Origin of the sequence: Streptomyces sp. NPDC094032 (assembly GCF_040303965.1) — a bacterium.
GTDB lineage: Bacteria > Actinomycetota > Actinomycetes > Streptomycetales > Streptomycetaceae > Streptomyces.
This window is the reverse complement of record NZ_JBEOUE010000001.1, coordinates 363,194-386,264: the sequence shown is the minus strand read 5'-3', so window position 1 is coordinate 386,264 and position 23,071 is coordinate 363,194. Positions and strand designations below refer to the sequence as shown.

24 protein-coding genes are annotated in these 23,071 nt (G+C 74.8%); 18 read left to right on the top strand and 6 right to left on the bottom strand.

Going from position 1 to position 23,071, the window contains the following annotated elements:
* The first annotated feature begins 28 nt into the window (after positions 1-28).
* From ABTZ54_RS01530 to ABTZ54_RS01515, 4 genes are all read left to right on the top strand, one after another.
* The gene (locus ABTZ54_RS01530) at positions 29-1,618 is read left to right on the top strand and encodes a phage tail sheath family protein (RefSeq protein WP_351655509.1); all 1,590 of its coding nucleotides are present in this window, start codon (positions 29-31) and stop codon (positions 1,616-1,618) included.
* A gap of 101 nt (positions 1,619-1,719) precedes the next feature.
* On the top strand, positions 1,720-2,163 hold the full coding sequence (locus ABTZ54_RS01525) for a phage tail protein (RefSeq protein ID WP_046912465.1): 444 nt from the start codon (positions 1,720-1,722) through the stop codon (positions 2,161-2,163).
* The gene (locus ABTZ54_RS01520; RefSeq protein ID WP_351655504.1) at positions 2,163-2,594 is read left to right on the top strand and encodes a hypothetical protein; all 432 of its coding nucleotides are present in this window, start codon (positions 2,163-2,165) and stop codon (positions 2,592-2,594) included. Before ABTZ54_RS01525 ends, ABTZ54_RS01520 begins: the two co-directional genes overlap by 1 nt.
* On the top strand, positions 2,591-2,746 hold the full coding sequence (locus ABTZ54_RS01515) for a DUF6760 family protein (protein WP_351655502.1): 156 nt from the start codon (positions 2,591-2,593) through the stop codon (positions 2,744-2,746). Before ABTZ54_RS01520 ends, ABTZ54_RS01515 begins: the two co-directional genes overlap by 4 nt.
* A 1,368-nt stretch (positions 2,747-4,114) precedes the next feature.
* On the opposite strand, the gene ABTZ54_RS01510 is transcribed toward ABTZ54_RS01515, so the two are convergent.
* A complete protein-coding gene (locus ABTZ54_RS01510; RefSeq protein ID WP_351656473.1) occupies positions 4,115-4,471 on the bottom strand; it encodes a hypothetical protein in 357 nt (118 codons plus the stop codon).
* A 1,189-nt stretch (positions 4,472-5,660) separates the two neighbouring features.
* On the opposite strand from ABTZ54_RS01510, the gene ABTZ54_RS01505 reads away from it, so the two are divergent.
* From ABTZ54_RS01505 to ABTZ54_RS01470, 8 genes are read left to right on the top strand one after another with little or no spacing between them, the layout of a single operon-like run.
* Positions 5,661-5,981 carry a hypothetical protein gene (locus tag ABTZ54_RS01505; RefSeq protein ID WP_351656470.1) on the top strand — a complete coding sequence of 107 codons (321 nt, stop codon included), beginning with the start codon at positions 5,661-5,663 and terminating at the stop codon, positions 5,979-5,981.
* A 56-nt stretch (positions 5,982-6,037) separates the two neighbouring features.
* Positions 6,038-6,475: a phage tail protein gene (locus tag ABTZ54_RS01500; RefSeq protein WP_351655499.1), complete on the top strand. Its 438-nt coding sequence runs from the start codon at positions 6,038-6,040 to the stop codon at positions 6,473-6,475.
* Between the two features lies 1 nt (position 6,476).
* Complete coding sequence (locus ABTZ54_RS01495) at positions 6,477-7,262, top strand: CIS tube protein (protein ID WP_351655496.1); 786 nt, start codon at positions 6,477-6,479, stop codon at positions 7,260-7,262.
* On the top strand, positions 7,259-9,097 hold the full coding sequence (locus ABTZ54_RS01490; protein WP_351655493.1) for a VgrG-related protein: 1,839 nt from the start codon (positions 7,259-7,261) through the stop codon (positions 9,095-9,097). Before ABTZ54_RS01495 ends, ABTZ54_RS01490 begins: the two co-directional genes overlap by 4 nt.
* A 31-nt stretch (positions 9,098-9,128) precedes the next feature.
* Positions 9,129-9,527: a GPW/gp25 family protein gene (locus ABTZ54_RS01485; protein WP_351655490.1), complete on the top strand. Its 399-nt coding sequence runs from the start codon at positions 9,129-9,131 to the stop codon at positions 9,525-9,527.
* A 6-nt stretch (positions 9,528-9,533) separates the two neighbouring features.
* The gene (locus tag ABTZ54_RS01480; protein ID WP_351655487.1) at positions 9,534-11,549 is read left to right on the top strand and encodes a putative baseplate assembly protein; all 2,016 of its coding nucleotides are present in this window, start codon (positions 9,534-9,536) and stop codon (positions 11,547-11,549) included.
* Positions 11,546-12,148, top strand: a complete 603-nt coding sequence (locus ABTZ54_RS01475; RefSeq protein ID WP_351655484.1) for a phage tail protein — start codon at positions 11,546-11,548, stop codon at positions 12,146-12,148. The genes ABTZ54_RS01480 and ABTZ54_RS01475 overlap by 4 nt, the downstream gene beginning before the upstream one ends.
* A complete protein-coding gene (locus ABTZ54_RS01470) occupies positions 12,145-13,395 on the top strand; it encodes an NADase-type glycan-binding domain-containing protein (RefSeq protein ID WP_351655481.1) in 1,251 nt (416 codons plus the stop codon). Before ABTZ54_RS01475 ends, ABTZ54_RS01470 begins: the two co-directional genes overlap by 4 nt.
* On the opposite strand, the gene ABTZ54_RS01465 is transcribed toward ABTZ54_RS01470, so the two are convergent.
* Entirely contained in the window at positions 13,347-14,318 is a 972-nt protein-coding gene (locus ABTZ54_RS01465; RefSeq protein ID WP_351655478.1) for a helix-turn-helix domain-containing protein, read from the bottom strand. The two genes, ABTZ54_RS01470 and ABTZ54_RS01465, sit on opposite strands and share 49 nt — an antisense overlap.
* A 125-nt stretch (positions 14,319-14,443) precedes the next feature.
* On the opposite strand from ABTZ54_RS01465, the gene ABTZ54_RS01460 reads away from it, so the two are divergent.
* A complete protein-coding gene (locus ABTZ54_RS01460; RefSeq protein WP_351655475.1) occupies positions 14,444-15,916 on the top strand; it encodes an alpha/beta hydrolase in 1,473 nt (490 codons plus the stop codon).
* A gap of 19 nt (positions 15,917-15,935) precedes the next feature.
* On the opposite strand, the gene ABTZ54_RS01455 is transcribed toward ABTZ54_RS01460, so the two are convergent.
* Complete coding sequence (locus ABTZ54_RS01455) at positions 15,936-16,466, bottom strand: PadR family transcriptional regulator (RefSeq protein WP_351655472.1); 531 nt, start codon at positions 16,464-16,466, stop codon at positions 15,936-15,938.
* A gap of 121 nt (positions 16,467-16,587) precedes the next feature.
* On the opposite strand from ABTZ54_RS01455, the gene ABTZ54_RS01450 reads away from it, so the two are divergent.
* Positions 16,588-17,157 (top strand): hypothetical protein, encoded by a 570-nt coding sequence (locus ABTZ54_RS01450; protein WP_351655469.1) that lies wholly within the window; start codon positions 16,588-16,590, stop codon positions 17,155-17,157.
* Positions 17,158-17,209: 52 nt separating this feature from the next.
* Here ABTZ54_RS01450 and ABTZ54_RS01445 read toward each other — a convergent pair whose 3' ends face one another.
* Positions 17,210-17,875, bottom strand: a complete 666-nt coding sequence (locus ABTZ54_RS01445; protein ID WP_351655466.1) for a Tat pathway signal sequence domain protein — start codon at positions 17,873-17,875, stop codon at positions 17,210-17,212.
* 417 nt (positions 17,876-18,292) lie between these two features.
* On the opposite strand from ABTZ54_RS01445, the gene ABTZ54_RS01440 reads away from it, so the two are divergent.
* The 3 genes from ABTZ54_RS01440 to ABTZ54_RS01430 all read left to right on the top strand — a co-directional run bounded on the left by ABTZ54_RS01440 (position 18,293) and on the right by ABTZ54_RS01430 (position 20,310).
* Complete coding sequence (locus ABTZ54_RS01440; RefSeq protein ID WP_351655464.1) at positions 18,293-19,003, top strand: TetR/AcrR family transcriptional regulator; 711 nt, start codon at positions 18,293-18,295, stop codon at positions 19,001-19,003.
* Between the two features lie 180 nt (positions 19,004-19,183).
* The gene (locus ABTZ54_RS01435) at positions 19,184-19,840 is read left to right on the top strand and encodes a DUF6230 family protein (RefSeq protein ID WP_351655460.1); all 657 of its coding nucleotides are present in this window, start codon (positions 19,184-19,186) and stop codon (positions 19,838-19,840) included.
* Positions 19,834-20,310: a DUF6114 domain-containing protein gene (locus tag ABTZ54_RS01430; protein WP_502997167.1), complete on the top strand. Its 477-nt coding sequence runs from the start codon at positions 19,834-19,836 to the stop codon at positions 20,308-20,310. The genes ABTZ54_RS01435 and ABTZ54_RS01430 overlap by 7 nt, the downstream gene beginning before the upstream one ends.
* A 207-nt stretch (positions 20,311-20,517) precedes the next feature.
* Here the strand turns inward: ABTZ54_RS01430 and ABTZ54_RS01425 are convergent, their stop codons facing one another.
* Positions 20,518-20,868, bottom strand: coding sequence for a winged helix-turn-helix transcriptional regulator (locus ABTZ54_RS01425; protein ID WP_351655455.1), 351 nt, complete (start codon positions 20,866-20,868; stop codon positions 20,518-20,520).
* Positions 20,869-20,944: 76 nt separating this feature from the next.
* On the opposite strand from ABTZ54_RS01425, the gene ABTZ54_RS01420 reads away from it, so the two are divergent.
* Positions 20,945-21,856, top strand: a complete 912-nt coding sequence (locus ABTZ54_RS01420; protein ID WP_351655452.1) for an NAD(P)-dependent oxidoreductase — start codon at positions 20,945-20,947, stop codon at positions 21,854-21,856.
* A gap of 22 nt (positions 21,857-21,878) precedes the next feature.
* On the opposite strand, the gene ABTZ54_RS01415 is transcribed toward ABTZ54_RS01420, so the two are convergent.
* Entirely contained in the window at positions 21,879-23,045 is a 1,167-nt protein-coding gene (locus tag ABTZ54_RS01415; RefSeq protein WP_351655449.1) for an alpha-hydroxy-acid oxidizing protein, read from the bottom strand.
* Positions 23,046-23,071: the final 26 nt, after the last annotated feature.

Sequence of the window (23,071 nt, the reverse complement as noted above, 5' to 3'; positions counted from 1 at the left end):
CCGTACCCTCCGAGGAGCGCACGTACCCATGCCCACCTACCTCTCCCCCGGTGTCTACGTCGAGGAAGTCGCCAGCGGCTCCCGCCCCATCGAGGGGGTCGGCACCTCCGTCGCCGCGTTCGTCGGACTCGCGCCGTACGGACCGCTGCACGAGCCGACGCTGGTGACCAACTGGTCCCAGTACGTCGCCTCCTTCGGAGACTTCACGGACGGGTACTACCTGGCGCACTCCGTCTACGGCTTCTTCAACAACGGCGGCACCGCGGCGTACATCGTCCGGGTCGGCGGCGGGGACGCCTCCGGCGCGCTGCCCTCGACGCCGGGCGCGAGCGGTACGGACGCCCCGAAGGAGCTGCTGCCCGGCACCGCCGTCGCGCTCGGCGCCTTCCGGGTCGCCGCCATCGCCGCGGGTTCCGGCCCGGACGGCACGCTCACCGTCGAGGTGCAGGAGGCCGAGGGCGACGACGAGCGCTTCAAGCTGGTCGTCAAGGACGGGGACAAGGCCGTCGAGACCTTCGAGGTCAGCGCGAAGAAGAGCGCCCGCAATTTCGTCGTGACCCAGGTCCGGCAGCGGTCCAAGACGATCGTGGTCGAGGAGGCCGCGGCCGGTGCCGCGCTCGCCCGTCCTGACGCGCAGTCCGTGACCCTCACCCCGCCGGCCCCGGCCGCGCTGCCCGTCGCTGCGGCCCGCGCCGGCCAGGAGAAGGCCCTGGAGTCCGGCGAGTTCATCGGCGACTCGGCGGACCGCACCGGCTTCGGCGGCCTGGAGGCGTTCGACGAGATCACCATGGTCGCCGTGCCGGACCTGATGGCCGCCTACCAGCAGGGCCTCATCGACCTGGAGCAGGTCAAGGCCGTCCAGCTCGGCCTCATCGCGCACTGCGAGCTGATGGGCGACCGGATGGCGCTCCTCGACCCGCCGCCGGCCATGAACGCCCGCGACATCCGCAAGTGGCGGCAGGAGACGGCCGGTTACGACTCGCGCTACGCGGCCCTCTACTACCCGTGGATCAAGGCCTTCGACCCTGCCTCCGGCCAGACCCGCACCGTCCCGCCGTCGGGCCACCTGGCCGGCGTGTGGGCCCGCAACGACTCCGAGCGCGGTGTGCACAAGGCGCCCGCCAACGAGATCGTGCGCGGCGCCGTCGACCTGGAGCTCCAGATCACCCGCGGTGAGCAGGACCTGCTCAACCCCGTCGGCGTCAACTGCATCCGCGCGTTCCCCGGCCGCGGCATCCGCGTGTGGGGCGCCCGCACCCTCGCCTCCGACCCGGCGTGGCGCTACCTCAACGTGCGCCGCTACTTCAACTACCTCGAAGAGTCGATCCTCATCGGCACCCAGTGGGTCGTCTTCGAGCCGAACGACCAGGCGCTGTGGGCCCGTATCCGCCGCAACATCTCGGCGTTCCTCGTGAACGAGTGGCGCTCCGGGGCCCTCTTCGGGCAGCGCCCCGAGGACGCGTTCTACGTGAAGTGCGACGAGGAGACGAACCCGCCGGAGTCCGTGGACCTCGGCCGGGTGGTCTGCGAGATCGGCATCGCCCCGGTGAAGCCGGCGGAGTTCGTGGTCTTCCGGCTGGCGCAGTTCCAGGGCGGCGGCGGCGAGCTGGAGGAGTAGCAGCCCCCCTCCCGGGTGGGAGGAACCCCCTCCCACCCGGCCCCCCCTCGCGCGCCGGTGGCGCCCTACCTCAGCGGACCAGAACCAAGGAGTGACCCCGTATGTCCCTGCAGCCCGGTGACGCCCTCACCACCCATAACTTCGGCCTCCAGATCGACGGCGTCATGGTCGAGTACCTCCAGGAGGTCAGCGGCCTGTCGATGGAGCAGGACGTCATCGAGTACCAGCAGGTCTCGGCCGACGGCAAGCCCGTCGTGAAGAAGATGCCCGGCGTGAAGAAGGCCGGTCAGTGCACGGTCGTGCGCGGCATGACGCAGAGCGCGACCTTCAACGAGTGGATCAACCAGTCCATCGCGGGCGACATGGGATCGGCGCGCAAGAACGCCACGATCATGATGATGGACTACCAGAACAACCCGGTGAAGCGGTACAACCTGCGCAACGCCTGGTGCAGCAAGGTCGACACGAGCGGGGTCAAGGCGGGCGACGCCGCCGCGCTCACCGAGACCGTCACCATCGTGTTCGAAGAGCTGGTCATCGAGTAATGCGACGCGAAGGCCCCGGGGGCGCGGTCGCGTCCCCCTCCGCCGAAGAGCGGCGCGAACCGCTGCGCACGGAGTTCGAGTTCGAGCTGCCGCGCGGTTACGTGGACGAGTCCGGCACCGTGCACCGGCGCGGCGCGATGCGTCTCGCGACGGCCCGGGACGAGCTCGTGCCGCTGCGCGACGTCCGGGTGCGGGAGAACCCCGCGTACCTGTCGGTCGTGCTGCTCGGCCGGGTCGTCACCCGGCTCGGCACGCTGCCGTCGGTGCACGACGGGACGGTGGAGAACATGTTCGCCTCCGACCTGGCGTTCCTCCAGGACTTCTACCGGCAGATCAACGCGGAGGGCCACACCCGGGCCGCCGTGGCCTGCCCGCACTGCTCGGAGTCCTTCGAGGTCGAGCTGGCCGGGAGCCGCCTGGGGGAATCGTGACGTACGCGGCCGACCGGATCGAGGAGGAGACCGCGTACCTCGCCTACCACTTCCACTGGTCCCTCGACACGGTCCTGGACCTCGAACACGGGGACCGGAGGCGGTACGTCGAGCGGGCCGCGTCGCTGGTGGAGCGGTCGGCCCAGGCGTGACGGGGTGAAGTTGAGAGGGGAGCGGGAGGGGATGGGAATGTTCGGCAGGTGGAGGTCGCGGCGCGGCGCGGGCGACGAGACGTCGCCGGAGCCGTCGGCGGAGACCGCGGCGGCGCCGCGACCGGGCCGGGGCGACGCGTGGGCGGCGCTCCCGCCGGTCCAGCGCGTCCTCGCCCCGCCGCAGCGGGTCGCCGACCCGTCCTTCTCCACCCGCCTCGCCACCCACGCGGACCCGTCCTTCCAACGCGAACTCGGCCACGGCCGCACCCCGTCCGCCCCGGGCGGCCTCCTCCTCGACGCCGTCCGCGTCATCCCCGACCCGCCGCCCGGCGTCGAACTCCCGGCCGTACGGCTGCCGGTGACGGGGGCGGGGGCCGCGCCACGGGGCGCGGGGGCCGGCTCGGATCCGGCGGCGCCGGTCCAGCGGGCGTCCGGGGCCGCGCCGGTCCAGCGGGCGTCCGGCGTGCCGGGTGCGGCGACCGGGGTCGCGTCGGCCTCGCGGGCTTCCGGCGTGCCGGGCGCGGCGACCGGGACCACGCCGATCCCACGGGCCTCCAACGTGCCGGTTGCCGCGACCGGGACCACGCCGGTCCAGCGGGCCTCCAACGTGCCGGGGGCGGCGACCGGGACCACGCCGGCCCCGTGGGCCGGCGGCGCCAACGGTCCGGGCGAGGCCGTCCAGCGGGCGTCCGGCGCCTCCGGGACCATGTCGGCCCACCGGGCCGGCGACACCAGCGCTCCCGTCACGCCCGCACGGCGGGCGTCCGGCACCCCGGGGGCGACGCCCGCGGCCACGCCGGTGCGAACGGCGACGGACACCGATGCCGCGGGTGCGGCGCCCAAGGCGGGCGCGGCGGCACCCGTACCTGGCGCGGGGGTGCCCGTCCGGCGGGCCACGGCTCCGGGGTCGGCGGCTGCGCCCGTCCAGCGGGACGCTGGGGTGCCTGGGGCGACTGGTGCGTCCGGGGCGACTGGCTCGACCAGCACGTCCGGCGTGTCTGGCACGTCCGGGTTGATCGGCACGTCCCGGTCGACCAGCACGACCGGCTCGCCCAGCGTGCCCGGCACGTCCAGCACATCCGGCTCGACCAGCGCGCCCAGCGCGCCCGGCACGTCCAGCGTGCCCCGCTCGTCCAGCTCGTCCAGCACGTCCAGCACGTCCAGCACGTCCAGCGTGCCCCGCTCGACCAGCACGTCCAGCACGTCCAGCACGTCCAGCGTGCCCCGCTCGACCAGCGCGCCCGGCACGTCCAGCGTGCCCGGCACGTCCAGCACGTCCAGCACGTCCAGCGTGCCCGGCACGTCCAGCGTGCCCAGCTCGACCAGCACGTCCGGCGCGCCCAGCACGTCCGCATCGGACGCGCCCGTTCAGCGGGCCACGGCGAAGGCGGCCCCTCCGGGTGCCGCCGCGATCGCCGCCCGCCGGGCGGCCGGGACGGCGCACCGCGCCTCCGGGACGCCCGCCGAGGTTCCGGCCTCGGCTCCTCGGGCGACCGAGCCCGTGCGTCCTGCCGTCCCGACGACCGGGACGGCACCCACCACCCCCCGCGCGCAGGACACCGCGGCATCGACCGCCTCCGTCCAGCGCGCGCCCAGGACGAGCGTCGCCCCTGCGGCGCTCCCCGTCAGGGGCGACTCGGCCGTGGGCCCCTCCCCCGTGCCGAGCACCCCTGTCGTCCAGCGGGCCGAACCGGCGCACCCGGTTCGGCCCGCCGTGGACGTCACGCCCGTCGCCCGTCCCGTACGCGAAGGGTTCTTCACCACGGCGCGCGCCACTGCCGGTACGGCACCGCAGCGGCGCCTTGCACCCGTGGGCGCGCCCGGCACACCGCAGCCGACGCCCCCGGTCCAGCGGGCGGAGAGCGCCCCCACTGCAGGAGCCGTAACCGCGACCCCGGCTCCCGAGCCCGAGCCCACGCCCGCGCGACCCCTCGACGGACCCGGGACCCCGTCCGACGACACCGCCGCACGGTCCGGCCCCCCGGTGCGCCGCTCCCGCCGCGCTCCGGGCGCCGACTGGAGTACGGCGACGCCGACGGCCCCGGCCCGCAAGGGAGTCGGGGCGCCGGTCCAGCGCGCCGTGGCGGACCCGGCCGCGACGCCGACCGGACCTCGGCCCCGCCGCTCCCCGATCGGCCCGCCGATCACCCCGGCGGCTCCTTCGACGCCGCCCTCGCAGGCGTCCCACACGGCGACCCCGATCCATTCCGCCACCCCGGCGCAGAGCGCGCCCGCAGCCCCCTCCACCACACCTGTGCAGCCGGCCTCCAAGGCGCCCACGGCGCCGTCCACCACACCCGCGCAGCCGGCCTCGAAGGCAACCTCAGGGCTGTCCACCACCCCGGCACACGGCGCACCCTCGACGGCCCCGGCACCGACCACAACGCCCGTGCAGCCGGCCCCCAAGGCAACCCCGGCTCCGTCCGTCACCCGGGCGCAGAGCACGCCCGCAGCCCCCTCGGCGTCGACCGTCCCACCCGTGCAACTTGCCCCCAAGGCAACCCCGGCGCCGACCAACACCCCTGTGCGCCCGGCCCCCCAGGATCCGGTCCCGCCTGCGTCGGCGACCCCCACGACTCCCGTGCAGTCGGCGCCCCCGGCCACGCCGGAGACGGCCCCGCGTCCCTCCGTCACGCCCCCGCCGCAGGCGGCCACGGGCCGGGCCGGCCCCGTCCAGCGCATCGCGCTCCCCCGCGCCCGGACAACAGGCCCCGCCCCCCTGCCCCTGGCGACGGCACGCCCCCTCGCCCCCCAGCACTCGGCGCCAAGCGCCCCCGCCCCGGCCCCGGCGGCAGGGCCCGTCACGCCCACCGCCCGCACCGCCCCCGCCGCCGTGCAACGAAGCACCCCCGCACCCCCCGTCGTACCCCTGTCGGCACCGCGCCCCGCGCAGCCCGTGCGGACTCCGGTCGCGGTGCAGCAGGCGCCCGCCGTCGTGCCGGCGCCCGTGCCGAGCCGGGCCCTCCCGGTGAGTGCGCCAGCTCCCGCGCCCGCGCCCGCGCCGGTCGTCCCGACCCCGCTACCGCCCCGGGCGCCCGTGCAGCGCTCGGCCGGTTCCGCGCCCGCCCCGGCGGCTCCCGCTCCGGCTCCGGAGCAGGCCGCGGCCACCGCCTCCTCGCCCGCGCAGCTCGACGAGTTGGCGCGGCGGCTGGTCACGCCGCTGTCCCGGCTGTTGCGGGCCGAGCTGCGGGCGGACCGCGAGCGGATCGGGCGGCTGCGTGATCACGGGCGCTGAGATGGCGTCGTCTCCGTCCACCCTCCACCCTCCCCACCGAGTCCGAGAGAACTCCCATGCCCCAGCCCCTGGACCCCGCCTCCACCATCTTCTTCAGACTCACGATCGACGGTCAGGACCTCGGTCTCTTCAACGGCTGTGACGGCCTCGCCTCCGAGGTGGAGGTCGAGCAGCGGCAGGAAGGCGGGAACAACGGCTTCGTGTGGCAGTTGCCCACCCGTGTCACGTTCTCGACCATCCGGCTGACCCGTCCGCTGACCCCGGACACCGCCCGGGTCGCCGCGTGGATCTCCTCGCTGGCCACCGGCATCACCCGCCCGACGGCACAGATCGCCGCGCTGCGCGCCGACAAGTCGGTGGTGGCCCAGTGGGGCCTGGTGGAGGTGCTGCCGGTCCGGTGGACGGGGCCGAGCCTGGACCCGGGGAACCCGGCCGTGGCGACCGAGACCCTGGAGATCGCGCACCACGGGTTCACCGACGCCGGAGGGGCCTGAGATGGCGGCGCCCTCGGGCGGTAAGGCGGCGCGCGGTCTGTCGCGGGCCTCGTTGTCGATCCATCAGCCGCCGACGGACCTCGGCGGCTCGATGGGCGGCGCCATCGGCGAGGTGAAGTTCCAGTTCAACCCGGACCAGCTGCGGCTGAGCCGCTCGGCGGACTGGCACACCGAGCCCGCGGTCGCCTACACCCGGGGCGCGCCGCCGAAGTTCACCGGCAGCCGGCCCGCCTCGCTGGATCTGGAGGTGTTCCTGGACGCGTCGGGGACGCCGAGTTCGACGGCGGTGCAGAGCCAGGTGGAGCTGCTGCTGTCCTGCTGCGAGGTGACGGCGCAGAGCGTCGACTCGAAGGCGCCGAGCCCGCCGTGGGTGCGCTTCTCGTGGGGTTCGTTCTCGACGGTGCAGTTCGTCGCGTACGTGACCAACGTATCGGCGACGTACACCCTGTTCAGCCCGAGCGGTGTGCCGATCCGTGCCACCTGCTCGCTGTCGCTGACCGAGGTCGCCTCCGAGACGAAGAAGCAGAACCCGACGTCCGGCGCGCTCTCCGCGCGCCGGGTGCACCGTACCGTCGCCGGTGACTCGCTGGCCTCCCTGGCGTGGCGGGAGTACGGCGACGCGACCCGCTGGCGGGTGATCGCCGAGGCGAACGGCATCGACGACCCGATGCGGCTGAGCCCCGGCACGGAGCTGCTGCTGCCGTCCGCCTCCGAGCTTCCGGCGGCCGTCCGGCCGCCCGTATCGACCTTCCCATCGCAGACTTCGCCGACCGAGGGCGCCGCATGAGCGAGAAGACCTTCACCACCGTCCTGCACGTGCAGCTGGACGGGGTGACCCTGCCCGACGCGCTGGCGGTCCGCCTCACGGAGGGCTGGGTGGACGCGAGCGTCAACGTGCCGTCGGCGTTCCAGCTGACCTTCAGCGACAAGGACGGCACGCTGACGGAGAAGTTCCCCTTCCTGAAGGTGGGGGCGATGGCGGTGCTTTCGCCGTTCACCGACGGGCGGCTCGGCGCGCCGATGCTCACGGGCGAGGTGACGGCGCTGGAGGCGGACGCGGCGCCGTCGCTCGGGCGGTATCTGATCGTGCGCGGTTACGACCCGGGGCACCGGCTGCTGCGCAACCGCCGGGTCGAGGGCTATCCGAACATGACCGCCTCCGACATCGTGCGGAAGGTGGCGGCGCTGAACCGGGTGCCGCTCGGGAAGGTCGACGCGACGCCCACGGTGTACGAGCTGGCGACCCAGCCGAACATCACCGACTGGGACTTCCTGTCGCGGCTCGCCCAGGCGAACGACGTGCGGCTTTCGGTCGACCCGGCGGGCCGGCTCACCTTCGCCGCCCTGCCGCCCGCCGCCTCCGCGCCCGCCGACACGACGCCGGCCGCGCAGAGCCCGTACGTCCTGGACTTCGGGCACAACACGCTGCACAGCAGGGTGTCGGTGACGGCCGCGGGCCAGGTCGGCCGGGTCGACGTACGGGGCTGGGATCCCCGGACACGGCAGGCGCTGTCCTCGCCGACCCCGGCGGTGAGCAGCACGGAGATCGTCTCGGACATCACTCCGGCGCAGCTCGCCGCGCCGTTCGGGACGGCCGAACTCACGCTCGCGGACCGCCCGTTCACCACCCAGTCGGAGGTGCGGCAGGCGGCGAAGTCGCTCGCGGACGACGTCACGGGCTCCTTCGCGGAGGTGGAGGTGGCCGTGACCGGCAACCCGGAGCTGAAGCCGGGGCAGCCGGTGGCGGTGAAGGGCGCCGGGTTCCCGTTCGAGGGGCGCTACACGGCGACCGGGGTGCGGCATGTCTTCGCCTCGGGGCGGCAGTTCACGTCCTGGCTGACCGTGTCGGGCCGCCAGTTCCGTTCGCTGTACGGGACGGCCGCGGGCGGCGGTGAACCGGCGCCGCCGATGCCCGGGGTGGCGGTCGCGCTTGTCACCAACACCAAGGACCCGCTGTCGCTGGGCCGGGTCAGGCTGCGTTTCCCGTGGCTGTCGGCGACGTACGAGAGCGACTGGTGCCGGGTCGCCCAGCTGGGCGGGCGCGGGGGCGGCGGGCTGATGCTGCCGGACGTCGACGACGAGGTGCTCTGCGCCTTCGACCGGGGCTCGCTGGAGCATCCGTACGTCCTGGCGGGGCTGTACAACGGCGTCGACAAGCACACCCCGGCGACCGACCGGGTGCCGCCGGTCGATCCGACCAGCGGCCGGGTCCAGTGGCGTGCGCTGACCTCGCGCACCGGGCACACGGTGGAGCTGCGGGAGGAGGGCGGCGGCCGGACCCGCGCCTCGCACGGCATCCGGCTGCGCACCGCGAAGGGGAAGCTGAGCATCGAGCTCAACGAGGCCCGTACGACGCTGACCGTCGACAGCGACGGCACGGTGACGATCAGCGGCGCCCAGGGCGTGACGGTGGAGTCGGGGGAGGATCTCACGCTGTCGGCGATGGGGCAGATCAGGCTCGCCGCGGGCCGGGGGGTCGAGATCACCTCGGCCACCGGGGTCGACGTGAAGGCGCTGACGCGGTTCAAGGCGTCGGCGCCGCAGACCGTCATCAACTCCCCCGCCCTGGTCACCTACACGGTCCCGATCCCCAACCCGGTGCTCGCGGCCTCGCCGCTCTGACGGCCCCGTACGAGCGGAGAGAGCAGCTTCCATGAGTGAGCATTTCGTCGGCGCGGGCTGGGCGTTCCCCTTGCGCACCGGCCCGAGCGGGGCCATCGCGCTGGTCCGGCGCGACCGCGAGATCGAGGAGTCGATGCGTCTGGTGCTGGCCACGGCGCCGGGCGAGCGGCCGATGCGGCCCGAGTTCGGCTGCGCGGTGCACGAGCTGGTCTTCGCGCCGGTGAACGACGCGACGACGGGGCGGATCCGGTACGAGGTGCTGACCTCGCTGGAGCGCTGGGAGCCGCGCATCCAGGTGGAGGAGGTCATGGTGACCCCGGCCCCGGGGGATCCGGCCACGCTGCACATCGACGTCCGCTACCGGGTGCGCGGCACCAACAACCCGCGCAACCTCGTCTTCCCCTTCTACGTCATCCCCTCCGAGGACTGAACCGCCATGGCCCTGCCCGCACCCCATCTCGACGACCGGCGCTTCCAGCAGTTCGTCGACGACGCCAAGCGCTACATCCAGCAGGCGTGTCCCGAGTGGACGGACCACAACGTCTCGGATCCCGGCGTCACGCTCGTCGAGGCCGTCGCGCACATGGCGGACCAGCTGGTCTACCGTCTGAACCGGGTCCCGGAGAAGAACCACCTGGCCTTCCTCGACCTGCTCGGCATCACCCTCTTCCCGCCCGCCGCGGCCCACGCCGACGTCACGTTCCGGCTTTCGGCGCCGCAGAGCGAGCCGGTGCTGCTGCCGGCCGGCACGGAGGTGTCGACGGGGCGTACGGAGACGGAGGAGGCGGTCGTCTTCGCCACCACCGACGATCTGACGGTGGTCCCCTGCGAGCTGGCCCGTTTTCTGCGCCAGCCGGCCGACGCCACGCCGGAGGACCGTACGCAGGACGTCCTCGGCGGCTCCGACGTGCCCGCCTTCGGCCCCCTGCCGGCCGTCGGCGACCTGCTGCTGTTCGGCCTGTCGGCGGCCGTCCCGGCCTGTGTCCTGGTGCTTGGCCTGGACAGCCGGGTGGACGGCGTGGGCGTGGACCCGCGGATGCCTCCGCTGGTGTGGGAGGCGTGGACGGCGACGGACGGCTGGGTGGCCTGCGAGGTCGACGAGGACACCACGGGCGGTCTCAACCGGCCCGGCGAGGTGGTGCTGCACATACCGGCCGGGCACGCCGTCTCCCGTCTGGGCCGGCACGAGGCCGGCTGGGTGCGCTGCCGGGTCGTCCGGGCGGCCGAGGGCCAGCCCGCGTACAGCGAGTCGCCGACGGTCCGCGCGGCGAGCGCCTTCACCATCGGCGGTACGGTGCGGGCGGCGCACGCGGAGACGGTACGGGACGAGTCGCTGGGCGCGTCGGAGGGCGTCCCCGGGCAGCGGGTCCGGCTGAGCCACGCGCCGGTGGTGAACCGGCCGCCACTGCTGCTCCAGATCGCCGAGCACCCGGACGGGCCGGGACCCGGGCAGCACGAGGGCGAGGCCCCCGGCGAGGGCGACTCCGCGACCGGGTGGCACGAGTGGACCCTGGTCCCCGACTTCGCGTCCTCGCGCCCCCGCGACCGGCACTTCACCCTGGACGCGACGACCGGCGAGATCGCCTTCGGCCCGAGCGTGCGCCAACCGGACGGCACCCTGCGCCAGTTCGGCGCCGTGCCGCCGAAGGGCGCGGCGATCCGGGTCGCCCGGTACGGCACCGGCGGCGGCCGGTCCGGCAACGTCGCCCGCTCCGCGATCAGCGTGCTGCGCAGCTCCATCCCGTACATCGCCCGGGTCGAGAACCGTGAGGCGGCGCGCGGCGGGGTGGACGGCGAGACCGTCGAGGAGGCGCGGCTGCGCGCGCCGATCGCGCTGCGCGCCCAGGAGCGGGCGGTCACCGCCCGCGACTACGAGGAGCTGGCCCGCCGGGCGGCGCCCGAGACCGCGCGGATCGCGTGTCTCGCGGCGGACGCGGCGGAGGCCGGGGACAACGCGGTGCGGGTGCTCGTGGTACCGCAGGCGGTGCCGGACCGGGGCGGCCGGCTGCGCTTCGAACAGCTCGTGCCCGGCGAGGAGTTGCTGGCCCGGGTGACCGACTTCCTCGACGAGCGGCGTCCGCTGGGCACCCGGCTCGCGGTCGGGCCGCCGTTCTACCAGGGGGCGACGGTGGTGGCCACGCTGCACGCCTTCCGGGCCGTCAAGCCCGAGAAGGTGCGCTCCGACGCACTGGACGCGCTCTACGCGTACCTCGACCCGCTGACCGGCGGTGTGCACGGCGAGGGCTGGCCGTTCGGGCGTCCGCTGCGCGCCGGGGAGATCTTCGCGGCGCTCCAGCGGGTGCCGGGCGTGGAGCTCGTCGACGAGGTGCTGCTCCACCCGGCCGACCCGCTGACCGGCCGCCGCGGCGAGGCGACGGACCGGATCGAACTGGCCCCGTCCGCGCTGCTGTTCCCGTTCGACCACCACGTCCGCGTGATCGAGGCCCGGTGAACGGGCCGCGGCCCGGCGTCGCGGGCGGCTCCGCGCGCGGTACGGTGCCGGGCCTGGCGACGCCGTACCCGCTGGGCGACGCGCTGCCCGCCGTGTACGCGGAGGACGACTTCGGGCGCCGGTTCGTGTCGGGCCTCGACGTGGTCCTCGCGCCCCTCTTCAACGTGCTGGACTCGCTGGAGGCGTACTTCTCGCCCGCGCTGGCCCCCGCCGACTTCGTCGACTACCTGGCGACCTGGGTCGGCGCCGAACTCGACGGATCCGAGCCGCTGGAGACACGCCGCCGGGCGGTCGCGGCGGCCGTCGCGCTGCACCGGGTGCGGGGCACCCGGCGCGGGCTCGTGGCGGCCGTGCGGCTCGCCTTCGGCACCGCCCCCGAGGTCGTCGAGAGCGGCGGCGCGCACTGGCAGGTGCGCCCGCTCGGCCCGTTCCCCGGCACGCCGGTGCCCGGACTCCACGTGACCCTGCGGGTCGCCGACCCGGGCGCCGTGGACCCGTACCGGCTGCGCGCGGTCGTGGCGGCCGCGCGCCCGGCCCATCTTCCGTTCACCACCACGGTGACCACCGCTTCCGCCTCCGAAGGAGCCTCCACCCCATGAGCGACACCGGCAACACCCGTCCCTGCCCGGACTGCGCCCGTCCCGTCCGGGCGACGGACCAGTCCTTCTGCGACGCGTGCGGCGCCTTCCTCCGCTGGGACACGCCCTCGGCGCGCCCGGCGGCGACCGGCTCCGGGGACGGGTCCGGGGACGCCGGTTCGGCGGCCCCCGCCGGGGAGTCCGGCGGCGCAGGTACGGGCGCGGGCGCCCCGGCGTCCGAGGCGGTCACCGCACCGCTGCCCGCGGTGCGGGACGCGGAGGGCGACGGCGGGGAGGACGGTGCCGGATCCGGTACGGGGTCCCCCGAGGCGCCCTCCACGGAGGCGCCCGGCCGCTCCGAAGCCCCGGAAGCACCCCAGGCCACGACGGCACCGGCCCCCGCTCCCACTCCCACTCCCACTCCCCCCGCCCGCCCCTCCGACACCGTCGTCCGCGCCCTCCTCGTCCCGGTCCCGGAGGGCGACCCGTCCGCCCCCGCCGCCGTGCTGCCCGGCCGCCCGGACGCGCCCCGGCCGACGGTGCGGGCGGCCGAGGCGCCCGTGGTCCCCCAGGGCGGCAAGCCCTGCCACGCCTGCGGGACCCCCAACACGCCCGGCCGGCACTTCTGCCGGCTGTGCGCGACGCCGCTGTCCGCCCGGCCGGTGACCGAGGCCGAAGGCCCGTACGCCGGTCAGCGTCCCCGGCTCGCCCGGGACCGGGGGCGCTGGATCGTGCGGGTCGCGGCGACGGCCGCCGTGGTGGCCCTGCTCGTCGGCGGGATCTTCGGCGGCCCGCCCGCCGCCCGCGCGGTGCAGGACCACTTCGCCGACCGGGCCCCGGTCCACCCGGCGGCCTGGCGCGCCTCGCACTCGGCCCCGAAGCAGGGTCCCGCGATGGCGGGCGACGGCTACTCCAACACCTGGTGGGGCACCGGGTACGCGGGCGACTCGGCGGGCCAGTACCTGGAGGCGCTGTTCGGCGAGCCGACGGACCTGCTGGCGGTCCTGATCACCCCCGGCAGCGGGAAGAACACGACCCGGGCCGACGGTCAGGCCACGCCGCGCACCTTCGACCTGGTGGTCACGGACGCGGGCGGCGAGACGCACACCTCCCAGCACCGGATCAACGACGGCGGCACCCAGAAGATCGAGCTGCGGGTGCGTGACGCCGTGTCCGTGCGGCTGGTGGTGCGCACGGCGTGGCGGGCGGACCCGACCCGTCAGGTGGCCGTCGCCGAGCTGGAGTTCTTCGGCCGCTCCTTCTCCTGACCGCGTAGCGGGGGCCGCGTCCCGGGGCCGGTCTTCAGGGCCACGCAGAGCCAGTGGTGGGTGGCGCCCGCCGTCGGCTCGGCGGGGCCCGAGGCCGGTGCGGTGACCTCTCCCACGAGCTCCCAGTAGCGGGCGATCAGCGGGTCGAAGCCCCGGACCATGAGCCCGGCGAGGCGGCGCCGGAAGGCGCGGGTGTCGGGCACGCCGAGCGCGGCGGCGTAGGCGGCGACGAAGCAGTCGAGCGCCTCGCCCCGGTCCGGCGCCCCGCCCTCCCGGATGCGCGCCGCCGCGAGGGCGTACGCCTCGCCGAGGCCGTCGTACAGCACGGCGGGGCGGTGGTCGAGCCCGTCCAGGTGGACGACGGGGGCGGGCGCGCGGGCGACGAGCGCGTGCAGGCGGGCGAAGGCCAGCACCTGGGCGGGGGTGGGGTCCTGGGGAGGTTCGGGCACGGCGACGCCGACCACCGCGGCGGCGAGCCGGGGCGGCAGCCGCACGGGCAGCGTCCGGCGCCAGAAGCGCGCCAGGGCCGTCGTGTCGGGCGGTACGGGCACGGCCCCGAGCAGCCGCAGCCGTTCCGCGCGCTCCTCGGGCGCGCAGTCCTGGAGGAGCCGGAGCGAGGCCTCCTGCCAGCGCAGGGCGGCGAGTCGCCCGCCGACCTCCCGCAACCGGGCCGCGACCACGTCCTCCAGGTCGTCGTCGCGGTCGAGCACCCGCCCGACGGCCGAGACCGGCAGGTCCAGGGTACGCAGGGAGCGGATCAGCCGGATCCGGTCCAGGGCCTCGGGCCCGTACCGCCGATGACCGCCACCGCTGCGCCCGGCCTCGGGCAGGAGACCACGGTCGGAGTAGAAGCGCACGGTCTTGACGGTGACCCCCGCGCGTTCGGCGAGCTCCCCGATGCTCCACCACTCCTCAGCCGACACGCCCTGCCCCCTCCCTCGCCGGGAGCCACCAGGCTATCCGGGGCGTCCCGCTTGAACCTCCCCCAGGGGGAGTTCCTACCGTTCCCGCGTCACCAGGAACGGCAGGAACGTGAGGAGACGGAACGATGACCGCATTCGTATTGGTGTCGGGGCCCTTCACCGGGGGCTGGGTCTGGGGAGAGGTCGCGGAGCGGCTGCGGGCTGCGGGGGCCGAGGTGGTTCCGGTGGGGCTCACGGGGATGGTGGACGGGCCGCCCGGGGGGCCGGAGACGGATCTGGAGACGCATGTCGCCAACGTGGTGCGGGCGGTCGACGGCTGTGCGGCGGACGAGGTGGTGGTCGTGGGGCACGACTACGGCATCCATCCGGCGCTGGGCGCCGCCGACCGGCGGCCGGGGCGGGTGGCGCGGGTGGTGTACCTGGACGCGGGGATGCCGGGGGACGGGGACGCGGCGCTCGCGCTCGTACCCGAGGGGGCCGTGGCGGAGCGGGACGGGTTCGTGGCGCCGCCGTCGGGTGAGGAGTGGCGGCGGTGGGGCAGCCTGGACGGGGTCCCGGCCGAGGCGCTGGCGCGGCTGGACCGGCTCGCCGTGCCGCAGCCCGCGCGGACGCTGACCCAGCCGCTGCGGCTGACCCGCAGTCCCTTCGAGCGGCCGACGACCGGGGTGCTGTGCACGGCGAACGGCAACGGGATCGCGATGGTGGAGATGCTGGTGGCGACGGGCCCGCCGGCGTTCCGGGTGCTCGCCGGGCCACGGGTGGGCTTCCTCGAACTGGCCACCGGGCACTGGCCGATGCTCTCCGCGCCCGGTGAGCTGGCCGGGGCGCTGCTGCGGGCCGCCGCCGACGAGGGGCACCGGGTGGCGGCGCCGGAGCAGGCGTCTCCGGCGCACGCCGGGTCCTTCCTCCTGGACGTCGCCGAGCGGCCCCGGGTGCGCGAGGGGCGGGTCGACCTGCATCTGCCGGAGGCCGAGGGGCCACGCCCGGCGGTGCTGTTCGTGCACGGCGGTCCGGTCTCGCCCGGCACCCGGCCGACGCCGCGCGACTCGCCGACCCTGCTCGGCTACGCCCGGTACGTGGCGAGCCTGGGCGCGGTGGGGGCGACCCTGGACCATCGCCTGCACGACCTGGGGGACTATCCGCGCGCGGCGGAGGACCTGGCCGGGGCGGTCGAGCTCGTCCGGGCCGATCCTCGGGTGGACGGGGAGCGGATCGCGCTGTGGTTCCTGTCGGCCGGCGGCCTGCTCTCGGCGGACTGGCTCGCGGCGCCGCCGCCCTGGCTGCGGGCGGTGGCCCTGAGCTATCCCGTCCTCGCTCCCCCGCCGGCCTGGCGTGCCGTGCATCCCCGCTTCCGGCCGGCCGAGGCGGTGTCGGCGGCGAGCCCGCCGGTGGTGCTGACCCGGGCGGGCCTGGAGCACGAGGTGTTCGCGACGACGGTGGAGGCGTTCGTCGGCGCGGCCGAAGAGGCCGGGGCCGCGCTCGACCTGGTCGATGTCCCGCTGGCCCGGCACGCCTTCGAGACCCTCGACCACACGGCGGAGACCCGCGCCGCCGTGGCCCGCGCGACGCGCGCGGTGCTGGGGCACCTGGAGGGGTAGCCGGGGCGGCGGACGCGCGTCAGCCGCTGGTGCGGGCGGCCTCGATCTCCTGCTCCGCCCAGGCGGCCCACTCGGCCTGGAGCAGCGTGATCCGCTTGCCCCATTCCAGGGTGAGGCGGCCGTAGACGGACAGGCCGCCCTCGTCCCAGTCGGTGTCCCGCTCCACCGCCTGGAGCTCCGCGTGCTTGCGGCGGGCGGCCTCGGCCTCGCGGCGCAGATAGGCCCCGGCCTCGGCGGTGTCGACCGCGCCGAGCAGGAAGACCCGCAGCAGGTTGTCGTTGCGCCGGTAGCCGCTCGGGGGGACCTCCAGGAGCCAGTGGCGCAGTTCGTCGCGGCCCGCCTCGGTGATCTCGTACGTCTTGCGTCCGCGCGGCCCCTCGTCGGCGACGCGGGTGAGACCGGCGGCGTCCAGCTTGGTCAGCTCGGTGTAGATCTGGCTCTGGGTGGCCGGCCAGACGTGCGAGAGCGAGGTGCGGAAAGTGCCGAGCAGGTCGTAGCCGCTGGCCGGGCCCTCCGCGAGGAGACCGAGGAGTGCGTGTCGAAGGCTCATGGGATCACTCTAGCTGCCATATTCCACTGTTGACAGGTCACAGGTGGAGTTTCTACATTCGACATGTCAGCATAGGAATGTCGAGCAGGTGGAAGTGGAACATGAGGAGCGTGGGGGACCCATGACGTACCTGGTCAGCTTTCTTCCGTGGATCGCCGTCAGCGCGCTGACCGGCGTCGTCGACATCCGCTACGCCCTGCTCACCGGCCTGGTGCTCGCCGTCGCGGTGACCCTCCGGCAGCGGCGGGCGGGCCGTGCCTGGGACGCCCTGGTGATCGAGGCGAGCGCGGCCGTCTACTTCGCGGGCTGCGCGGTCGCGGCCTTCGCCGCGCCGGACTCCGCCTTCGTGACGCACTACGCCTCGGCCGGGGCCTCGCTGTGGCTCGCCGCGGTGGCCTGGGGCTCGCTCGCCGTGGGCAGGCCGTTCACGCTGGGGATCGCGCGCACCTCGGTGCCCGCCGAGCTCTGGGACAACCCGCTCTTCCGCCGGGTCAACGTCGTCATCACCCGCGTCTGGGCCGCGGCGTTCACGGTCGGCGGCGTGGGCGCGGTGTGGCTGCGGCACGCACGGCCCGAGGACGGCGCCGCGCGCACGGTCCTGACGGTGGTCTGCTTCCTCGTGCCGATCGTCTTCACCGTGCGCTATCCCGCCGTCGCCCGCGCGCGGTACCTGCGGGACCACGCCGAGTGACCCCCCGGCCGCCCGAGGCGGCCGGGGAGCGGTGACGGCGGCTGCCGGAAGGTCAGTTGACGAAGACCACCGGGCTGCCGGCCTGCGTGGTGTCGCGCACCGGGCCGTACTTGGCGGTGAAGTAGCCGTTGGCCGGACAGGTGCTGGGGCCGCTGAACTTGGTGAACAACTGGTCCTTGAAGCTCAGCGAGTTGTCCGCGTTGGCGGGCGTGGCGGTCAGGCTGCCGGCCCGGTAGACGCAGGTGGTGAGGCCCAGGATCGTGTTGATCTTCAGGGTGGTCTGGATCGGCCCCGCGGCGCCCGCCGAGACGGTGAGCGAACCGCCGGAGGTGACGGCCGCGTTGAAGGGCAGGTTGTTGACGGTGATGCTCTGCACGCCGGTGGCGCCGACGATGTTGGTCGAGCAGGTGCTGAGCGTGTGCGCGGTGACCGTCTCGGTCGCGGTGCCGGGCGCCGTCGGGTTGGTGTTCGCCGTGGCGGTGAACGCCGAGGCGGTGCAGGTGATGCCGGTGCTGCCGCCCAGGGTGGTGGCGATTCTCGCCGTGGACCCGGTGGCGAGCGAGGCGGAGAGCACGTCGCCGGAGGCGACGGCGGGGCCGGTCGGGCTGCCGGTGGTGAGGACCTCGCCGGCGGAGGCGGTCGCGGCGGCGGAGCCGGTGATCGCGAGCACGGCGGCGACGGCGGCACCTAAGGCCGCGGTGAGGGCACGCTTGTCCATGAGGGTTCCTTTCGCACGAGGCGGAGGGTGGGAGAACGCGACGGGCATGCGTGCGTGGCCGGGTACCCGAGGACGTACGGGCACACGGGGACGCACGAGGGGGTCGCGCCGCGCGGGGATCGCGTACCGGGGACGGCCGTCGGGAAACGGCGCGCCGGAGCTCACGGGGACGCGGTGACACGGCGACGACACGAGGGCGACGGACGCCGCCGGAGGGATCCGGCGCCACGGATCTCCGACAGCGGTGTCGCGATACGGGGTGGAGCGTAATACTCGGTGTGCGGTACGCGGCGGCGACGCATCCCGTCCCACAGGGGTGCGGCTCCACCGGCCCGCCCGGAACACCGAGAGGAAAACCCACGAGGGTTGTAATCCTGTCGGGCACGTGACGTCAACAACCACCGGAGGATGTGGCCGATGACGAGCACTCGCCGCGCCGAGGAGGAACTGGTCCTGCCGGGAGCCCGCACGGGCCGCGAGCCCGAGCGCTCGCTGCGGCCCGGGCCGCGCCGGCTCAGCCCCGAGCAGGTGGCCTCGCGCCAGCGCGAGCGGCTCCTCGACGGCATGGCCCGCACGGTCGCGGCCAACGGCTACACGGGCGCCCGGATCAGCGACATCTGCCGGGCCGCCGGGGTGACCCGACCGGTCTTCTACGAGCTGTTCTCCGGCAAGGAGGACGCGATGGTCGCCGCCTACCGCAGCGGCACGCAGACGGTGGTACGGGCCATGGAACGGGCGTACGAGGAGGCGGGCGCGGCCGCCGGCGCCGGGTCCTGGCCGACCGCCGTGCGGGCCGGGCTGCGGGTGCTGCTCACCCTGCTCGCCGAGACCCCGGCCTTCGCCGTGATGGTGGTCGAGATCGAGTCGGTGGGGCCCGCGGGGCGCCGGGCGCGGTCCGAACTTCTGGCCAGTTTTCGCCGGTTCTTCACGGACGCCCCGCCGGGTCCGCCGGGGGTCGGCCGGGCCGAGCTGGTGGACACGGTGGTGGGCGCCGTCCACGCGGCCGTGCACCAGGCGGTCGACGAGGGCCGCTTCGACGCGCTGCCGGACCTCCTCGACGCGCTGGTGCACGTGGTCGTGGCGCCCTTCGCACACCCGGCGGGGCAGCCCGGCGCCCGGCCTTCTTGATCCCCAACACCCTTTTGTTACCGGGTAGTTGACTGCGTGTATAACCCGGCGTACGGTCCGATCGGTTCCCTGCGGCACGACTGCCTCCGCACGAGTCCCGGAAGACCCAGGCGGGTGGGGGAACCGTCCGCGCCAGGACGTCGCCGCGCTCCGATTCCTCACTCATGTCAGGAGCACCGCATGGCCCTGCCCGAAGACACCAACGGACCCGACTCCCCGCCCGACTCCCCGCCCGCCACGGACCGCCGCGGCGGGGTGCGCTACCGCCGCGCCGCCCTGATGGGCGTCCCCGCGTTCCTCATCGCCGGAGCCCTGGTGGGGCTGACCGCCTCCGGGGCACTCGCCGCCCAGTTCGCCATCTCCGGCATGCCGTTCGTCGTGACCGCCGACTCCCTGGAGGGCTCGGGCTTCGGGCAGTTCGGGGCGCTCGACAACATGGCCGACGGCAGCCCCAACGCGGGCGACACCGGCGGCCAGGTCCTGGTGATCGTCACCGCGTTCCGCGAGGCGAAGCTCACCAACCTGTGCCAGAGCGTGGAGCTCGGCGGCACGCATCTGCTGATCACCGCGGGCAACAAGGGCACCCCGGTCAAGGCCTCGGGGCTCACCACCGACTCCTCCGACATGTCGGCCAAGCTGGCCGAGTTCGAGAACATCGAGATCGGCGGCGACGCCAGCACCTACGACAAGCCGCCGATCAAGGGCCCGCTGGGCTCCTTCGGCCAACAGGCCGACTCGGTCACCATCACCAAGGTGCGGCAGAACAACTACGCCACCACCGCGACCCGGTTCACCCTGCCCGACCTCTCCATGGGCTTCAGCTCGAAGGGCTGCTGAGCGTGGCGCCTGACGCCCCGCGGAGCACGGACCAGGCCGTCGCCCCGGCACCGGCGGCCGAGCAACGCGGCCACCCGTGGCGGACCTTCCGGCGCTGGCGGCACCGCAGGCCGTTCGGCGCGGGCCTCGCCGTGGCGCTGGGCGGCGTGGAGATCCTGGTCACCCAGCGCGCGAGCGTCGCCGTGGTGCTCGCGGCGGGGGCGGACAGCCTGGCCGGCTACGTCCTGCCGATCCTGATGGTGGTCTGCGGGCTGCTCATCGTCTTCAACCCCCGCCAGCGCCTGTTCTACTCGATCATCGGCGTGCTGGCCTCCCTGGCGACCTGGGTGACCTCCAACCTGGGCGGCTTCTTCGTCGGGATGCTGCTGGGCGTCGTCGGCAGCTCGCTGGCCTTCGGCTGGCTGCCCGACCGGCCCCGCCGCCGCCGTTGGCTGCGCCGGGGCGTCCGTACGGCCCAGAAGACCGCGTAGCGGTCCGCACGGCCCGCGTCAGGCATCGGCCGGACGCGGGCCTTGTGCTGTCCGCCGTACGCCGTCCGCCATACGCCGTCCGCCGTGCGTCCTCCTCCGACACCCACTTTTTTGTGGGTACTTGTCGGCGTCCCCGCCCCCGGGAGAGTCTGAGGGAGGCCGAGGGACGGCCGGACAGGCCCGGGAACAGGAGGACCGGGCGAGGTATCAGGACGCGGCGCGCTCCTCGGCGAGCCGCTCCAGCCGGCGGTGGCCCCAGTCCGAGAGCGGAGCCAGCGCCCGGGCGAGCTCGCGGCCGAAGCCGGTCAGCGAGTAGACGGTCTTCGGCGGCACCACGTCGTGCACCTCCCGGTGGACGAGACCGTCCGTCTCCATCTCCCGCAGGGCCTGCGTCAGCACCTTCTCGCTGATCGCCGGGACCTTCCGGCGCAGCTCGCCGGGCCGGTGCGGGCCGGATTCCAGCAGCCACAGCAGCAGGGTCTTCCACTTGCCGTCGATCACGGCGACGGCGGCGGTCACTCCGCACACATCCGTCTCCTGGGCGCGGCTGCGCGTCATCGGCGTCGTCCTCCGGCGTCGTACGTCTCGATCCTTCTTCTCTTTCTTCTTACCTCATGCACAAGGGAGTTCCGTCATGTCTTCTTCCCCCGATTCCCCCTCCGCCTCCGCCTCCGGGCAGTCCGCCGTCACGGTGATCGGGCTCGGTCCCATGGGCCGCGCCCTCGCCGGGGCCTTCGTGGCCGCCGGGGTGCGCACCACCGTCTGGAACCGCACGCCCGGCCGGGACGGCGAGCTGGTGGCCCGTGGCGCGATCGGTGCGGCGAGCGCGGAGGAGGCGGTCGCGGCGAGCCCGCTGACCGTGGTCTGCGTGGTCGACTACGACGCCTCGGACGCGGTGCTGCGACGCGAGCCCGTCACCGCCGCGCTCAAGGGGCGCACCCTGCTGAACCTGACCGCCGACACCCCCTCGCGGGCCCGGGACACCGGGCGGTGGGCCGAGGAGCACGGCATCCGCTACCTCGACGGCGCGATCATGACGCCGACCCCGACGATCGGCACGCCGCACGCGGTGTTCCTGTTCAGCGGCCCGGCGGAACTGCACGTCGAGCACCGGCCGGTGCTCGACGCCCTGGGCGGCAGCCACACCCACCTCGGCGAGGACGTCGGGCGGGCCGCCGCGTACGACATCGCGCTGCTGGACATCTTCTGGACCTCGATGGCGGGGTACACCCACGCGCTGGCGCTGGCCGCCGCGGAGGGCGTGTCGCCGCGCGAACTGGCCCCGTTCGCGGAGGGGATCGGGGCGATCCTGCCGCCGCTCTTCCGGGAGTGGGCCGACGACGTGGAGAGCGGATCGTACTCGGGCGAGGGCAATCCGCTGACCTCGGCGGTGTCGTCGATGGCCCACATCGTGCACACCTCCGAGGACCACGGCATCGAGGCGGGCGTGATGCGCGCCGCCGAGGGCCTGGCCCGCAGGACCATCGCCCTCGGGCACGGCGCGGACGGCTTCTCCCGGCTCGCGGAGGTCCTCGGACGGCGCTGAGGGCGCGCCGCGAGCGGCCCCCTCACACCCGGCGCAGGGCTCCCTCCGCCCGCAGGTCGGCGAGGGCCGGGTAGCCGTCGACGGCCATCACGAGGTCGGCCTCGGCGAGCAGGGAGCGCAGGACGTGGACGATGCCGTCGGCGCCGTCGAGGGCGAGCCCGTAGGCGTACGGGCGGCCGACGGCGACGGCGGTGGCGCCGAGGGCCAGGGCCTTGACGACGTCGGCGCCGGTGCGGACGCCCGAGTCGAAGAGCACGGGCAGTCCGTCGGCGGCGGCCACCACGTCCGGCAGGGCGTCGAGCGCGGGCAGTCCTCCGTTGGCCTGCCGTCCGCCGTGGTTGGAGCAGTACACGCCGTCCACGCCGCCGTCCCTGGCGCGGCGGACGTCCTCGGGGTGGCAGAGGCCCTTGAGGATGAGGGGGAGGGTGGTGAGGGAGCGCAGCCAGGGCAGGTCGTCCCAGGTGAGCGGGTTGCCGAAGACGCCGGTCCACTCCAGGACGGCGGCCTGCGGGTCCTCCTCCGGCGACTTGGCGAGGCGGGCGCGGAAGACGGGGTCGGAGGTGTAGTTGGCGAGCGCGTGGCCGCGCAGCTGGGGGAAGTTGCCGGTGGCGAGGTCGCGGGGGCGCCAGCCGGTGACCCAGGTGTCGAGGGTGACGACGATGCCCCGGAAGCCGGCCGCCTCGGCGCGGCGCACCAGGCTCTCGGCGAGGGCGCGGTCGGTCGGGGTGTAGAGCTGGAAGAAGCCCGGGGTGTCGCCGAACTCGGCGGCGACGTCCTCCAGGGGGTCGACGCTCAGGGTGGAGGCGATCATCGGGACGCCGGTGCGGGCCGCCGCGCGGGCGGTGGCGAGGTCGCCGTGGCCGTCCTGGGCGCACAGGCCGATGACGCCGACGGGGGCCATGAGCAGGGGGCTGGGCAGCCGCAGGCCGAACAGGTCGACGGTGAGGTCGCGGTCCTTGGCGCCGACCATCATCCGGGGCACCAGGCCCCAGTCGCGGAAGGCCTCGGTGTTGGCCCGCTGGGTGTGCTCGTCGCCCGCGCCTCCGGCGACGTACGACCAGACGGACGGCGGGAGCGCGGCGCGGGCCCGCTCCTCAAGCTCGGCGAAGGTCATGGGCAGCCTGGGCAGGGTGCCGAAGAGCCCGGCCAGGTAGATCTCGTTCTGGTAGTCGCCGAACCGCTGGGTCATCGCGCGTGTCGTCCTTCCGCAGGTCT